The 15,414-nt window shown below is 64.3% G+C and carries 11 protein-coding genes; 5 read left to right on the top strand and 6 right to left on the bottom strand.

The genetic code is table 11. The annotated features are described in order from the left end of the window. Positions 1-6 precede the first annotated feature (6 nt). Together F7R02_RS14105 and F7R02_RS14110 are read left to right on the top strand one after the other, a co-directional pair. On the top strand, positions 7-432 hold the full coding sequence (locus F7R02_RS14105) for a DNA polymerase III subunit chi (protein WP_078591230.1): 426 nt from the start codon (positions 7-9) through the stop codon (positions 430-432). A gap of 119 nt (positions 433-551) precedes the next feature. Then, positions 552-3,386, top strand: coding sequence for a valine--tRNA ligase (locus tag F7R02_RS14110; protein WP_078591229.1), 2,835 nt, complete (start codon positions 552-554; stop codon positions 3,384-3,386). A 255-nt stretch (positions 3,387-3,641) separates the two neighbouring features. Here the strand turns inward: F7R02_RS14110 and F7R02_RS14115 are convergent, their stop codons facing one another. Beyond that, positions 3,642-6,521, bottom strand: coding sequence for a TonB-dependent receptor (locus tag F7R02_RS14115; protein ID WP_078591228.1), 2,880 nt, complete (start codon positions 6,519-6,521; stop codon positions 3,642-3,644). Between the two features lie 259 nt (positions 6,522-6,780). On the opposite strand from F7R02_RS14115, the gene F7R02_RS14120 reads away from it, so the two are divergent. Then, complete coding sequence (locus F7R02_RS14120) at positions 6,781-8,754, top strand: transglycosylase SLT domain-containing protein (protein WP_139371102.1); 1,974 nt, start codon at positions 6,781-6,783, stop codon at positions 8,752-8,754. A gap of 301 nt (positions 8,755-9,055) precedes the next feature. Here the strand turns inward: F7R02_RS14120 and F7R02_RS14125 are convergent, their stop codons facing one another. From F7R02_RS14125 to pssA, 5 genes are all read right to left on the bottom strand, one after another. Then, a complete protein-coding gene (locus F7R02_RS14125; RefSeq protein WP_078591227.1) occupies positions 9,056-10,207 on the bottom strand; it encodes a pectate lyase family protein in 1,152 nt (383 codons plus the stop codon). Between the two features lie 627 nt (positions 10,208-10,834). Further along, entirely contained in the window at positions 10,835-10,978 is a 144-nt protein-coding gene (locus F7R02_RS26380; protein WP_155400525.1) for a hypothetical protein, read from the bottom strand. 32 nt (positions 10,979-11,010) lie between these two features. Further along, positions 11,011-11,493, bottom strand: a complete 483-nt coding sequence (gene rimI, locus F7R02_RS14130) for a ribosomal protein S18-alanine N-acetyltransferase (RefSeq protein ID WP_167521033.1) — start codon at positions 11,491-11,493, stop codon at positions 11,011-11,013. Further along, a complete protein-coding gene (locus tag F7R02_RS14135) occupies positions 11,490-11,945 on the bottom strand; it encodes an alanine acetyltransferase (RefSeq protein WP_029829439.1) in 456 nt (151 codons plus the stop codon). The genes rimI and F7R02_RS14135 overlap by 4 nt, the downstream gene beginning before the upstream one ends. Before the next feature lie 22 nt (positions 11,946-11,967). Continuing rightward, the gene (gene pssA, locus F7R02_RS14140; RefSeq protein WP_005913472.1) at positions 11,968-12,741 is read right to left on the bottom strand and encodes a CDP-diacylglycerol--serine O-phosphatidyltransferase; all 774 of its coding nucleotides are present in this window, start codon (positions 12,739-12,741) and stop codon (positions 11,968-11,970) included. 131 nt (positions 12,742-12,872) lie between these two features. Between pssA and F7R02_RS14145 the strand changes: the two genes are divergently transcribed. After that, complete coding sequence (locus F7R02_RS14145) at positions 12,873-13,271, top strand: DUF4124 domain-containing protein (protein ID WP_005913471.1); 399 nt, start codon at positions 12,873-12,875, stop codon at positions 13,269-13,271. 343 nt (positions 13,272-13,614) lie between these two features. Continuing rightward, entirely contained in the window at positions 13,615-15,309 is a 1,695-nt protein-coding gene (locus F7R02_RS14150; protein ID WP_003491014.1) for a proline--tRNA ligase, read from the top strand. The last annotated feature ends 105 nt before the right edge of the window (positions 15,310-15,414 follow it).

The raw sequence follows: 15,414 nt of genomic DNA on the forward strand, positions 1-15,414 counted from the left end.
CTGACCATGCCCCGTGCCGATTTTTATCTGATCGCCAAGCCGCGCTTCCTCAACGAACCGCTGCGGCTGGTCTGCGAGCTGGCGCGCAAGGCCAACGACGCCAACCTGTCCACGCTGATCCTGGCCCGCGATGCGGAGCAGGCCGAGGCGCTGGACGATCTGCTGTGGGCGTTCGACGACGAGGCCTACGTGCCGCACCAGATCGCCGGCACCGACGAGGAAGACGAACTGGCACCGGTGCTGATCGTCGCACCGGAATTCGCCGCCCCCTCGCGCCCGCTGGTGATCAACCTGCGCGACGACCCGTACCTAGGCGCCTGCGACCGCGTGCTCGAAGTCGTCCCCGCCGACCCCGCTGCCCGCGAACCGCTGCGCGAACGCTGGAAACAATACAAGGCCCTGGGCCTGGAACTGACCAAGTACGACATGTGAATCGGGAATGGGGAATGGGGAATGGGGAATCGAAACTTGGCTCCGTCCCATTAGACCGTCACCGATCAGCACCTCCCGCTTTACCCATTCCCTATTCCCGACTCCCCATTCCCTGCCTTATGACCACCCTCGCCTCCAGCTACGATCCCTCTTCCTTCGAATCGCGCCTGTATGCGCAGTGGGAGGCGGCCGGTTATTTCGTGCCGTCCGGCAAGGGTGAGCCCTACACCGTGCTGTTGCCGCCGCCCAATGTCACCGGCACGCTGCACATGGGCCATGCATTTCAGCAAACGCTGATGGATGCGTTGGTGCGCTATCACCGCATGCGTGGTTACGACACCTTGTGGCAGGTGGGCACCGACCATGCCGGGATCGCCACCGAGATGGTGGTCTCGCGCAATCTGGCGCTGGAAGGCAAGGGACAAACGCGCGATTCGCTGGGGCGCGAGGGCTTCATCGCCAAGGTGTGGGAATGGAAAGCCGAATCCGGCGACACCATCGAGCGCCAGATGCGCCGCCTGGGCACCTCCAGCGATTGGTCGCGCAGCACCTTCACCATGGACCCGCAGCCGTCGGCCGCGGTCAACGAAGCGTTCGTGCGCTGGTACGAGCAAGGTCTGATCTACCGTGGCCAGCGCCTGGTCAACTGGGATCCGGTGCTGAAGACCGCGATCTCCGACCTGGAAGTGGAAAACGTCGAAGAAGACGGCTTCCTGTGGTCGATCCGTTACCCGCTGGCCGATGGCGTCAGCTACGAACACGTCGAGCACGATGCCGACGGCAATGAGACGCTCCGCGAAACCCGCGATTATCTGGTGGTGGCCACCACGCGCCCGGAAACCATGCTCGGCGACACCGCAGTGATGGTGCACCCTGAAGATGCGCGTTATCTCACGCTGCATAACGCCCGCATCGTGTTGCCGCTGACCGGCCGGCACGTGCCGGTGATCACCGACGATTACGTCGACCGCGCCTTCGGCACCGGCGTGGTCAAGGTCACGCCTGCGCACGATTTCAACGATTATCAGGTAGGCGTGCGGCATGACCTGCCGCTGATCAACCTGTTCACTGTCACCGCCACCATCAACGAGAATGCGCCGGAGCGTTATCGCGGCCTGGATCGTTATGACGCACGCAAGCTGGTGCTGTCGGAACTGGAAGACCTGGGCGTATTGGTCGAAACCAAGCCGCACAAGCTGCAGGTGCCGCGCGGCGATCGTACCGGCCAGGTGATCGAGCCCTACCTCACGGATCAGTGGTTCGTGAAAATGGATGCGCTGGCAAAGCGCGGGCTGGAGCTGGTCGAAAGCGGCCAGATCAAATTCGTGCCGCCGAACTGGATCAACACCTATCGTCACTGGATGGAGAATATCCAGGATTGGTGCATCAGCCGTCAGCTGTGGTGGGGCCATCGCATTCCGGCGTGGTTCGACGATGCAGGCAAGTGCTACGTGGGTCGCGACGAAGCCGAGGTGCGCGCCAAACATGGCCTGGGTGCGGAGATTGCGCTGCATCAGGACAGCGACGTGCTCGAAACCTGGTTCTCTTCGCAGCTGTGGCCGTTCTCCACGCTGGGCTGGCCGGATGCGCAGGCGATGGCCGAGCGCGGCTTCGAGCGCTATCTGCCGTCGTCGGTGCTGGTCACCGGCTTCGACATCATCTTCTTCTGGGTGGCGCGCATGATCATGGCCACCGACAGCTTCACCGGCCAGGTGCCGTTCCGCGATGTCTACATCACCGGCCTGATTCGCGATGCGCAGGGCCAGAAGATGTCCAAGTCCAAGGGCAACGTGCTCGATCCGCTGGACATCATCGACGGCATCAGCATCGAAGACCTGGTGGCCAAGCGCACCACCGGGCTGATGAAGCCGAAGGATGCGCCCAAGATCGAAAAAGCCACACGCAAGGAATTCCCGGACGGCATCATCGCCCACGGTGCCGACGCGCTGCGCTTCACCATCGCCGCGCTCGCCACGCATGGCCGCGACATCAAGTTCGATCTGGGCCGCGCCGAGGGCTACAAGAACTTCTGCAACAAGCTGTGGAACGCCACGCGCTTCGTGTTGATGAACAGCGAAGGCGCACGCTTTACCGGCGTGCCGCAGCCGCGCACCGAAGCGGAAAAGTGGATCCTGGCGCGCCTGGACAAGGTCACCGCGGAAACCCACGCGCATTACGCCAACTATCGCTTCGACCTGCTCGCGCAATCGCTGTACGAATTCGCCTGGAATGCGTTCTGCGACTGGTTCGTGGAGCTGGCCAAGCCGGCGCTCAACCATCAGGACGCCGACGCGGCCACCAGCACGCGCCACACGCTGCTGTTTGTGCTGGAGTCGTTGCTGCGCCTGTTGCACCCGCTCACCCCGTTCGTCACCGAAGAATTGTGGCAGCAGGTCGCACCGCGCCTGGGCATTACCACCGCCACAATCTCGTTGCAGAGCTTCCCGCAGCCCGGCGATGTCGATACCGGCAGCTATGCCACCGCTGAAGCCGATGTCGAATGGCTCAAGTCGATGGTGTCGGCGCTGCGCCGCGTGCGCAGCGAATTGAACGTGCCGCCGTCCAAGCAGGTGCGCCTGCTGCTGCAGGCCGGCACTGCCGACGACCGCCCGCGCGTTGCCCGCTTCGCCTCGCAGTTGTCGTTCCTGCTCAAGCTGGAAAGCATCGACTGGCTGGACGCTGGCCAGGACACCCCGCCGTCGGCCGCCGCCATCGTCGGCGAACTCACGTTGCTGGTGCCACTGGAAGGCCTGGTCGACATGGATGCAGAGCGCACCCGCCTGGACAAGGAAATCAGGCGCGTGGAAGGCGAGATCGGCAAGTGCAACGGCAAACTCGGCAGCGCGACGTTCGTGCAGAATGCGCCAGCTGCAGTGGTCGAACAGGAGCGCGCGCGCTTGAACGACTGGACCACGCAACTGACCGGCCTGCGCGAGCAGCGCGCGAAGATCTGAGCAAGTCGGTCAGTCGAGCGCGCCGCAGTCATGCGGTCGCGCTCAGGGTCGGAGCAGCGTGTCGAGTGCGCGGTGCCCTCACCGCTCACGGGACACGCCATAAACCCATGGCGGCATGGATGCCGCCACGGAGCTTACAGGGACGTACTTGCAGCGTGTCCCGCGATGGTGGGCGGGCAAGGCCCTGCAGTAAATCGCAACTCCACTGCCCGGCGCATAATTCATCGCATCTGTCCGCGATGTAAGCGCTGTGGACTAGAACTTCAAATCCACACGCGCATACCAGAAACGTCCACCGGGGATATCGTAAGTGGATGCGTCGTAGCCGTTGAGGGAGCAGGACAGGCAGATCGGCGGATCCTTGTCGAATACGTTGTTCAAGCCGGCCGTGAGTTGCAGGCCCTTGAGCCAATCCACACGATAGCCCACCTGCGCATCGTGATAGGTAATCGCATCCAGCCGGTTGGTTCCCACCGTCGGATCAGAACACACCGCAAACTCCACCGCGTCACCGCATTGCTCGGTGAGTTTGGAAATGTGCCGCGCAGTCCACGAAGCCGTCCAGTTGCCCAGCGACCAATCCAGTACTGCGTTGCTGGTCCACTCCGGAATTGCGCTGTCGACCACCTCGATACCCGGCCCTTGCGGCTGCCGCTGACCTGCCGCGCCCAGCGCCTCGTAACGGCCTACCAAGGTGTTCTGCCACGAGAGTTTGAAGCGCCCGAACGCGGCTTCCGGCAGCGTCCAGAACAGATCCACGTCCCAGCCGTCGGTCTTGATCGAGCCCAGGTTGGTCAGCCGGTTGTTGAAGGCATTGATGCCGCCGGTGGACGCCCGCGCGATGCCATCGCAGTACAACGCATCCAGCGTATCCACGCACAAATCCAGCTGCGTCTGCGCATTGATCGCCTGGATCGCACCATCCACATGATGGCGATAGAAGGTCACCTCCAGATCGAGGCGGTCGGACCAGCTGGCATCGCTCGCAAATCCAGGGCTGAAGACAAAACCCGCGCTGAAACTGCGCGAATGCTCCGGGTCCAGTTGTTCATTGCCGCCGGTGGTGACCGAGATCTGCTGGTTGGCCTGCTGGTAGCCCGTCGGCACGCCGAGCGCTGCGCAGTTGGCCGCGCTGCCACGCGGCGCGGTGCCGCCCAGACCGATCGAGCACGGGTCCGACAATTGCAGATCCGCACGTGCCGCCGAACCGAACAACTCGCCGATGGTCGGCGCACGGAAGCCTTCCGCATAACTGGTGCGCAACACGAACTCATCGGTGACCTGCCAACGCAGACCGTACTTCGGCGTGAACTCGCCACCGAATGTCGAATAGTCCGAATAGCGTCCGGCGATATTCAGATCCAGTTTGTCGCCCAATGCGGAGTTGGCGAAGATCGGAATATTGAGTTCGAGATAGGCTTCGTTGACGTCGTAGCTGCCCGCCGTGGGCAACGAGGGCACGCCGTTGTAACGCCCGGCCACGGTGAGCGGATCGGGCTGATAAGAGCCCTCGTACTTGCGGTATTCGTAACCGCTGGCGAACGACACCGCACCGCCGGGCAACTGGAACAACTCGCTGCTGAGGTTGGCGGTGAACAGGCTCAATTCGTTCTGGCTGCGGTCGCGCACCACCGGCTGGATCCAGCGCAACATCTCCGGCGTGATGCTGCCGGCACCGCTGAAGATATCCAGTGGCACGCAGCCAGCCACGGCCGCGCAGCCAGCCGGGTCGCCCAGCGCCAGGTTGATGTTGTAGAGGTTGTAGCTGCCGTAGTTGGTCTGCTCGGCCTTGTTCTTGCTGTACATGCCGTTGACGTCCCAGAACCAGGTCCGCCCTGCGCCTTCGAACGTGCCGACCAGGCCGGTGCCGAAATATTGGGTGTCGACCTGCTGCTCGTAACGCCGCGGCCCGCCTTCCACCGGCCTGCGACCGATCTGGATCAGATTGGTGGCCGAATCCAGATCGAATCCGAACGGGTTGAACGGGTTGAGCGCGGAGATCACGATGTTGTCGGCCAGCGGGTTGCCGGTGCCGGCGTCGGGCCCGAGGAAGATAGGCTCCGGCGCGGCCTGGTTGGTCGATTCGCGCCGGTTGCCCAACGCCTTGACGTACCACTGCACGTCGTCGTTGAAGTAATAGCGGAACTGCGCAAATACGCCCTTGCGCTCGGACGGTGTCAGCAACAGATTCTGCTCGGCGAAGTTGTAGCGGTCTGCGGTGCCGAAGCAGTGATAGTCGTCGCTGCGCGTGCAACCGACGCTGCCATCGTATTGCGGTGTGCCGACGCCGGCATTGGGCGTGAGGTTCTGGCGCACGCCGGTGTTGGGGTCGACGAACTGGAAGCGGCCATCCGGCGTCGCCGAGCTGGCGAAGGTCAGCCCGGTGCCAGGAATCGGGAAGCGGGCCTGCGCACGATCGCGCGCATAGATCGGATCCTGTTTGACATAGCTTGCGCCCAGAAACAGGCTGAAATTCTCTCCGCTGGTGCCCCACGCCAGGTCCATGCCCTGGTTGGTGCCATCGCCCTTGCCGTACTGCCCGTAGTTGAGCGTGACCTGCGCACCGTCGAAACTGCGACGGGTGATGATGTTGACCACACCGGCAATCGCATCCGAGCCGTACAACGACGATGCGCCGTCTTCGAGCACTTCGATGCGCTCGACGATCGCCAGCGGAATGGTGTTGAGATCGGTCGACGAGCCCACGCCGGACGCGGAGGATTCATTGACCCAGCGAATGCCATCCACCAGCACCAGCACGCGCTTGGAACCGAGATGGCGCAGATCTACCTGCGCCGAGCCGGCACCCACGCCACTGCCATCGGGCGGAAAGCCGAAGTTGCCCGACGAATTGAACTTGGCATTGAGCGCCGAACCGGACGCGGTGAGCTCCTGCAGCACTTCGCCGATGGAGGTCAGGCCGGTGCGTTCGATGTCGGCGCGATTGAGCGTCTGGATCGGTACCTGCCCCTGCAACTCGGCGGTTTTGATGCGCGTGCCGGTGACCTGCACGCTGTCGAGCGTGCGCGTGCTCGGTGTGGCCTCGGGCTGTTGCGCCCAGGCGAGCGTGGGGATCAGACACAATGACAACTGCACGGCCAGGCATGACCGATGGGGGCCAATCAGACGCTTCATCCTTTCTCTCTCCAGAAGGATTCTTGAGTGTCCGCACGCCCCCGTGCCCTGCGGTCCTTCCCAATTCTTAAACGAAAAATTAACGCGCCGCAACTGGCGGTGCAGCAACGCACGGTGCCGCAGCGATCGTGACGAGGTGTCATCTGCAAACACGTGCGTGCTCGACCCATTGCGCATGCAAGCGAAGACGGCCATCTCCATCACGCGCAATGACGCGTATTCACTCAGGCGCTCAGGCGTGCTTGGGTATCATCGCGCCATGACTTATGCCCCCCGCCTTGCCACTGTTTTCATCGGCCTGCTGTGCCTTGGCAGCACCGCATTGCACGCGCAAACCCTCGACCCACAGCTGACTGCCATGCGCGATGCCATCGCGGCCGCAGAGCGCGGCCAGACCGATGCCGGCCAGCTCGCTGCATTGAGCCGCCATCCGCTGTATGGATGGCTGGAATTTGCCGCGCTCAAGCGCAGTATCGACACCGTCTCCAATGCGCAGGCGCAAGCATTTTTGCAGCGTTATGCCGGCCAGCCCGTGGCTGAGAGCTTCCGCAACACGTGGCTGCCGGCGGTGGCGCGGCGGCAAGACTGGAACACGCTGCTGGCCAACTGGAAGTCCACCGACAACGTCGGCCTGCGCTGCGCGCAACTGACCGCGCGCCTGGCCACTGGCAAGGCCGATGCACAATGGAGCCGCGATGCGCTGACGCTGTGGCGCAACGGCAAGGCGCTGCCCGATGCCTGCGATGCAGTGGTTGCCGGGCTGGAATCGCGCGGCGAACTTACTCTGGCGCTGCGCTGGGAACGTGTGGAAGCCGCTGCCGATGCACAGCAGCCTGCGGTGATGCGCACCGCCGCGCGTGGTCTGCCGGCGGCCGATCTGACGCTGGCCATCGATTACGCTGCCTTTCTCGACAAGGTCCACCCGCGCGCACTAGGTTGGCCCAAGACCGAGCGCAGCCGCCGCATCGCGGTCGACGGGCTGGCCAAGTTGGCCAAGAGCGATCCCGACGCTGCCGAGCAGCAGCTACCGCAACTTGCCAGTGCGCTCGGCTTCAGCCAGGCGCAGCGTGGGCAGGTGCTGTATCAGATCGCATTGTGGACCGTCGCCTCGTATCTGCCGGATTCGGCGCGTCGGCTCAATGCCGTACCGGACGCGTCCTACGACGAACGCCTGCACGAATGGCGTGCACGTGAGGCGATGTCGCGCGGCGACTGGCCGGCGGCGTTGGCCGCGATTCGCAAGATGCCGGCGAGCCAGCGCAGCGACTCACGCTGGCAGTACTTCGAAGCCCGCCTGGCCGAAAAGACCGGCGCTGCGGCGGCGGCCCAGCCGCTGTATCGCGCCGCCGCGCAATCGCCGACCTTCCACGGCTTCCTGGCCGCCGACCGCCTGCGGCAACCTTACCGGCTTTGCCCCTGGGAGCCCAACGACAGCGCACAGGCAAAGGCCGCCGTTGCGCGCGACCCGGCCCTGGTCCGCGCAATCGCGTTATTTCAGATCGATCGCCCCGGTTGGGCCGTGGCCGAATGGAACGATGCCGCCACCCGCTTCGACGACACACAGCGCCGCCTGGCAGTGGAAGTTGCCAGCGACAACGGCTGGTTCGACCGTGCGGTGTTCGCGCTCGGCAAGCAGCCGGACGAACAACGGCTCTATGCGTTGCGTTTCCCCCTGCACCACGACGACAGCATTCGTCGCGAGGCCGCCAAGAATGCGATCGACCCAGCCTGGGTGGCTGCGGAAATCCGTGCCGAAAGCATCTTCAATCCGCGCGCGCGCTCGCCGGCCAACGCGATGGGCCTAATGCAGGTATTGCCTGGCACTGGCGCGGCCGTCGCCAAGGGGATCGCCCTGCCCGGCTATGCGGGTGCAAGCAGCCTCTATGAGCCGGACATCAACATCGCCATCGGCACGGCGTATCTGCGCCAGCTGCTCAACACCTACGGGCTGCCCTACCTCACCATTGCCGCCTACAACGCAGGTCCCGGCCCCACCGGGCGCTGGCAATCGCAGCGGCCGAATTTCGAGCCGGACTTCTGGATCGAAACCATCAGCTACAATGAAACCCGCGACTATGTCGCGCGCGTGTTGGCTTTCAGCGTGATCTACGACTGGCGCCTCAACGGCGACATGCTGCCGTTGAGCGACCGGCTCATGGGCAAGCTGGTGGACAAACGTCTGAAACCGGTATGCACCCCGGGCCAGGCTGCCAATAACGCCGCGCAGGATTGAGCGACGCCGGTGCCCTGCACGGTTGCAGGGCCCTAGCGCGTGCGCGGCACCGCCATTGCGCACGACACTGACGCAACATGGACGCCACGCAGGGAGCGGCAAGGACGTACCTGCAGCGTGTCCAGCGGTCATGGATCGGCATGGAAAGGCAAGGGTGCTGCAAGCATTTCCCAGCTCCACGATGCAATGCCCCCCCCCCAGACCACATACATCACCACGCCAAACGCATAACGCCCGCATCACTGCGGGCGGTGTGCAACTGGGTGCTGCACCGCGTTTGCAGCCCTGCAGCCAGCGGCAGTTACAGCTTGCCGGCGCCTGCTTTCGCCTTGACGTCTGCAGCGACCTTGTCTGCCGACAGCAGATTGTAGGTATAGGGCGGTGTCCAGCCGATGTTGGTATTCCACGAGCACGACAGCGCCTTGCCGTTGAGCAGCGAACCCTGATCGCGATACACGCTGCCACCGTAGTCGGCGGCGATCTTGTCGCAGCTGCTGACACCGCTGATCTCGAACACGTTGCGCTCGGAGAAGATCTTCGACTCCTTGCCCACGCCATGCGCGTAGGAGAACGGATACACCGTATTGCTGGTGCTGCCGACGTGGTAGTTGTTGTACAGGTGCACCTGACCGAAGCGCACGCGCGGGGCGCGCGCAGAAATGTTTTCGAACAGGGTGTTGGGAATGGTGACCTTGAGCTTGCCGCTGTCGGTACTGGACGCGCTGTCGCTGGAGCCGATCAGGTTGTTCTTTTCGTGCGACTTGAAGGCCGAGTACGAGACGGTGACGAAATTGGCGCCTTTCTTGATGTCCATCGCGCCATCGTGGTGCTGTTTCGGACGACCATTTGCAGTGCCATTCTGATCGTCGGTACGGCGGCCATCGGTGAAGGTGACATGGTCCACCCACACGTTGCTGGCGCCTTCCACGGTCAGGCCGTCGTACTCCGCATTCCAGTTGCCGGCGCTGCCATCATCCGGGTCCCAGACCGGCTCCGGGTCCCAGACCGGCTCCGGGTCCCATGGATTTTCGATGGTGATATTGCGGATGATGACGTCGTTGGCCTTGACGTAAAAATAGCCTTCGCGAATTTCAGCGTTGCTGGTGATGCCGATCAGCGTGGTCTTGGTGGGCACGTCCAGACGCGCGCGCGTCTTCATGTCCGAGGTTTTGGTGTAAGGCTTTCCTTCGCTGATATCGATGATGCCGCTGACCTTGATGATGCGCCCGTTGCTCCCGACGCTTGCGCTCAATGCTGCTTTCAACTCGGCGGCGTTCTTGACGGTGTAGATATTGGCGGTAGCTGCTTTGGAGCCGCCCTTGGTGCCGCCGTTCTGGGTCGCCCAGCCCGTGGTTGCAACCTCCAACGCCGCATCGGCATAGGCAACGCCGGTGAGCAGCAACGACCCAACGAACAGCGACGCGGCGGCCGCCGTCGAAAATTTCGGCTTCATCTTGATCTCTCCCTCGAATGGGTTCGATGCGCCGCGCTGCGGCGCACCCCTGGTCCAGCAGACTCGGAACGTATTATTCAGATATGGAATATTCCATTCCGCGGAGCCGATACTAGGAGCATTGCAACCGCTTGTATCTAGACGTTTTTCGGATATGCATGCGCAATCACGCAAACGCTTGCGAGACACAAAAGAAGAGACAAAACGCTGCGATCAGGACACGCAGAGACAGCGCAAGGACACTGCAACGCAGCAAGATTGCGGGTCACGCCATGGGGCGTGCCACGCGAGAATGCACGCCACCATTCAAATACATCTGTTTTTCGGCGTACCAGTCGTTGCAATCCATTGCCGCGCCGCGGCATTCAACACGAAAGCGCCGCCCGCCTACGACTGGAGCAACGCAAAAGCGCCTATCGGTCCATGGCGAAACATTCGCCACCCCGCAGACGGGCGCGTCGGCCCACGTTGTACGCAAGGCGCACGCCCCTCGCTCCAATGTGGCCAGCATGCCGCATGACCACGGTCAGATCGATTGCACGGGCGCAGCATCATTGGACGCCACGCGTCTGATGCGCATGGGTCAGCGCCGCCATCGACCGCTCCGGCGACCGGTTCGCTGCGACCTCACCAAGCCATTCGGTAGGGCAAGGCGAGCTCGTTGCGCAAGCGAGATACCAAACGCTCCATGCGCAGGTGCATCCTGCAATCGCTCAGCACAAGCATCGAATCGAAGACCATCAGCGCCGGCATCCGGCGCAACAACGCCAACTGGCCGCTCCCTCAACGACGAATGCGTGCGCTCAGGAAAATCCTTCGAAGAACAACTCGATCGCCATCACCAACGCGTCTTCGCGTCCGGTGTGGGATGGGTAGTAGCGCGGGCGCCGGCCGATTTCGTTGAAGCCTTCGGAGTGGTACAGCGCGATGGCCGAGGGGTTGGACGGGCGCACTTCCAGAAACGCGCGCCGCGCACCGCGATCGCAGGCGCCCTTGATCAGCGCGCGCAGCAACACGCGACCGTGGCCTTGCGATTGCGCCTCCGGTGCGATGCAGACGTTGAGCACGTGCGCCTCGTCGGCGGCGATGCTGATCACACCATAGCCGATGACCCGGCCGCCCTGCTCCATCACCCAGCCGGGATATCCGGCCTGCAGGCAGTCGCGAAAGATGTTGCGCGTCCACGGAAACGGATAGGCGCGCAGCTCGATCTCCATCACCGCATCTAGGTCGCTCTCGCGCATTGCGCGCAGCGAGTTGGGTTGCGGCGCATTCAATGCGCTCACGCCGGGTCCCGGCGCCGACGCAGCGCGCGCAGCTGCGGCCACAGTGCACGCTTGGCGGCCGGATTGCCGCGCAGTTCCGCCAGCGGCCAGGATGCCATCAAGGCCTGGGTCGCAGGATCGCCCGGATTGCAGCCGGATGCGCGCAGCAAGGCCATCTGCAGGCGATCCGGCATGCCGACCCGGCTGCGCCGTTGCGGCACCGACGCTGGCGCAGTGCTGGGCGCACGTGGCGCTTCGGCCGGTGCCGCCGGTGCATTCCGCCGCGCGACGGGCGCATTGGCCGTTGCAGGTTGCAGCGCCCGCTCCACACGCGCCGGCGCGGCCATCGGTGCGCGCTCGGCAATCTCGACAGGCGCGGGCAACGCATCGACCGCATCGCGATCCAGGTACACGGTATGCCCCAATGCCTGCAGATACGACACCTGCAGATCGGACCACATCGGCTCGCTCATTGAGTCGCTCACGAAAACTGGCTCATGGCAGCTCGGGCACGCGCCGCCAGCGTCGCCACAGCCACATCAACGGACCCGACAAGGCGTACAGCACGCCGATCACCAGCAACGAGCGCGCCAGATCGATCACCAACAGCGCAATCACCACCGTGGCGATCGCCAGCGCCAGGAACGGCACGCGGTCGGCACGCGGGCCGCGCGCGCCGCCCTTGAAGCTCCAGAAGCGGATTCGGCTGACCATCAGCAGCGCCGACACCACCGTGACCGCCAGCGCCACATAGCGCAGCTGCTCGCCATCGAAGCCCAGGCTGTCGTCGGCGAAGGCCCAAACGAAGGACATCATCAATCCAGCCGCCGCCGGGCTGGCTAGGCCGATGAACCAGCGTTTGTCGACCACGCCGACCTGTGTGTTGAAGCGCGCCAGCCGCAGCGCCGCGCAGGCCGCATACAAAAAGGCAGCCGACCAACCGACCCGGCCCATCACGCTACTGTCGTACTTCAGCGCCGACAGCGACCAGTGGTACATCACCAGCGCGGGCGCCATGCCGAAGCTGACCAGATCGGCCAGCGAGTCGTACTGCACACCGAATTCGCTGCTGGTATTGGTCAGACGCGCCACCCTGCCATCCAGCCCGTCCATCACCGCGGCCACGAACACCGCCATGGCGGCCTGGACGAACTGCCCATTGGCGGCGGCGATGATGGCGTAGAAACCGGAAAACAGCCCGGCAGTGGTGAACAGGTTCGGCAGCAGGTAAATCGTGCGCGAGCGCGGGGGCGGTCTCATCTCATCCATCCGCCAAGTGTAGGGCCTGAGGTCTGTCCGGCGGTAGCGCGCCTGCCGGTTCAGCACCTTGCGCGCCCATCACTTGCCAGCGCCCGCTGCGGATGCTGCAATCGCGACGGGAATCATCCAGGGGAAGCCACATGCAACTGTCGTCCGGGCTTTGCGCCCTGTTGATGCTGGTCAGCGCCGCCGCCGGCGCGACCGATCTTTATAAGTGGAAGGATGCCAAGGGCGTGACCCACTACACCGAAACCCCGCCACCGACCGGCCAGCGCTATGAAGCGCGCCGAATCGACGCGCGCAGCGGCACCGCCGCCATTGCTGCAGAGACGGCCGCGCCCGAATCGGCCGACTGCCTCACCGCGCGCCGCAATCTGGAACTGCTCAGCGGCAAGGGAGAGGTCTCCATGGCGGCCGGCGCCGACGGCAAGCCTGGCGCCGTCTTGGACCAGGATGCCCGTGCGACCCAGAGGAACCTGGCCGACGCCGCCGTCAAGGCCTATTGCAAGCCGGCAGCCCCAGGCGGCCCGGCCACCTGAGCCGGGAAGAGGTGCCAGGACGGGATTGCCGTCCCGCCGCCGGGCTGGAGCCAAGCACCTTGGTGCCGCGAGCACCGGCCGAGCCAGCGCGCCCGACCTGATGGCCGCACCTGCGTAGTCGTAGACGAAGCGCGGCCCCAACAGCTGCACGATCGCCGGGCACCGATGACGGATGTATGCGGACGACCGCGCAGCCTATGGCGCACGTGTGCCGGCAAGCCAGCCACTTGAGCCGCCCCGCACCGGTCCGCCCTGGCCAGCGACAATCCGCAACGCGCGCCCGGCGATGACCGGCAGGGCCCGAGACTGGCAAACTAGCGGCTTTCCGCCCAAGCGAAGCCCGATGCGTCTTTCCCAGTTCCACCTGCACACCACCAAGGAAACCCCGGCCGACGCCGAGCTGGTCAGCCACCGCCTGATGCTGCGCGCGGGCATGATCCGCAAGCTGGCCTCCGGGCTGTACACCTGGTCGCCACTGGGCCTGCGCGTGTTGCGCAAGGTCGAGGCCATCGTGCGCGAGGAGATGAACCGCGCCGGCGCAGTGGAAGTGCTGTTTCCCACCATCCAGCCGCGCGAGCTGTGGGACGCCACCGGGCGTTGGGAAAAGTTCGGCGGGCAGCTGCTCAAGATCAAGGACCGCAAGGAACAGGAGTTCTGCTACAGCCCCACCGCCGAAGAGGCCGCTGCCGAATTCGCGCGCCAGGAGATCAACAGCTACAAGCAGCTGCCGCTGAATTTCTATCAGATCCAGACCAAATTCCGCGATGAGATCCGCCCGCGCTTCGGCGTGATGCGTGCGCGCGAGTTCCTGATGAAGGACGCGTATTCGTTCCACCTCACCGACGAGGACATGGCGCGCGAATACGACAATATGCGCGCCGCCTATACGCGCATCTTCACCCGCCTGGGACTGGACTTCCGCGCCGTGCAGGCAGATTCCGGCGCCATCGGCGGCGATGCATCGCAGGAATTCCACGTCATCGCCGACTCCGGCGAAGACTCGCTGGCGTTCTCCACTGGCTCCGATTACGCCGCCAATGTGGAAGCCGCCAGTGCGGCACCGCCTGCCCCGCGCGCCGCGGCCAGCGAAGCGATGCAGCAGGTGGCAACGCCCACCCAGAAGACCTGTGAAGACGTGGCCCAGTTGCTCGGCATCGCGCTGCAGCGCACGGTCAAGTCGGTGGCGGTGATGACGCAGGCCGGCTTCGTGCTGGTGCTGGTGCGTGGCGATCACGCGGTCAACGAGATCAAGCTGGCCAAGGTGCCCGGACTGGCCGATTACCGCCTGGCCAACGAAAGCGAAATCCGCGAACACCTCGGCTGCGAGCCGGGCTTCCTGGGTCCGGTCAACACCGCGCGCCCGGTGCGCGTAGTGGCCGACCGCGATGTCGCCGCACTGGCCGATTTTGTGGTCGGCGCGAATGTGTCCGGCGCCCACCTGGTCGGCGTCAACTGGGGCCGCGATCTGCCCGAACCGGAGACCGTGGCCGATGTGCGCAACGTGGTCGAAGGCGAACGCGCGGCCGATGGCGGCGAACTGCGCCTGGCTCGCGGCATCGAGGTGGGCCATGTATTCCAGCTTGGCAGCCAGTACGCGCAGGCGCTGCAAGCCACCGTCATCGACGAAGGTGGCAAGGCGGCGGTGATGAAGATGGGCTGCTACGGCATCGGCATTTCGCGCATCGTGGCCGCGGCGATCGAACAGAACCATGACGATGCCGGCATCATCTGGCCCGCGCCGATGGCGCCGTGGCAGGTGGTGGTCTGCGTGATCAATCCCAAGCAGGACCCGCAGGTGCTCGCCGCCGCCCAGGCCTTGCTGGACCAATTGCTTGCCGCCGGCCTGGATGCCGCCCTGGACGACCGCGGACTGCGCCCGGGCGCGATGTTCGCCGATATGGAATTGCTGGGCATTCCGCATCGGGTAGTGGTCTCGGAACGTGGATTGGCGGCCGGCACTTTTGAATATCGCGCCCGTACCGCCGATGCAGCGGAAAGCCTGGATAAAGCCGGGTTATTCTCCCGCCTGGGGCATTGATCAAACCCGGGCATCGGCTTCAAATGGATGAACACAAAGCGCCGAATTATTTCGGCGCATTTGTCACACCGGTTTTCTCACTTTATGATGGCCACCGCTGCCATG

It is taken from the genome of Xanthomonas cissicola (assembly GCF_008801575.1).
Classification (GTDB): domain Bacteria; phylum Pseudomonadota; class Gammaproteobacteria; order Xanthomonadales; family Xanthomonadaceae; genus Xanthomonas; species Xanthomonas cissicola.

What these genes read in the sequence shown, in the direction of transcription:
- F7R02_RS14150 (WP_003491014.1), top strand. Translation starts at nt 13,615, where the DNA reads ATGCGTCTTTCCCAGTTCCACCTGCACACCACCAAGGAAACCCCGGCC.
- F7R02_RS14145 (WP_005913471.1), top strand. Translation starts at nt 12,873, where the DNA reads ATGCAACTGTCGTCCGGGCTTTGCGCCCTGTTGATGCTGGTCAGCGCC.
- F7R02_RS14120 (WP_139371102.1), top strand. Translation starts at nt 6,781, where the DNA reads ATGACTTATGCCCCCCGCCTTGCCACTGTTTTCATCGGCCTGCTGTGC.
- pssA (WP_005913472.1), bottom strand. Translation starts at nt 12,741, where the DNA reads ATGGATGAGATGAGACCGCCCCCGCGCTCGCGCACGATTTACCTGCTG.
- F7R02_RS14115 (WP_078591228.1), bottom strand. Translation starts at nt 6,521, where the DNA reads ATGAAGCGTCTGATTGGCCCCCATCGGTCATGCCTGGCCGTGCAGTTG.
- F7R02_RS14105 (WP_078591230.1), top strand. Translation starts at nt 7, where the DNA reads ATGCCCCGTGCCGATTTTTATCTGATCGCCAAGCCGCGCTTCCTCAAC.
- F7R02_RS14110 (WP_078591229.1), top strand. Translation starts at nt 552, where the DNA reads ATGACCACCCTCGCCTCCAGCTACGATCCCTCTTCCTTCGAATCGCGC.
- F7R02_RS14125 (WP_078591227.1), bottom strand. Translation starts at nt 10,207, where the DNA reads ATGAAGCCGAAATTTTCGACGGCGGCCGCCGCGTCGCTGTTCGTTGGG.
- F7R02_RS14135 (WP_029829439.1), bottom strand. Translation starts at nt 11,945, where the DNA reads ATGAGCGAGCCGATGTGGTCCGATCTGCAGGTGTCGTATCTGCAGGCA.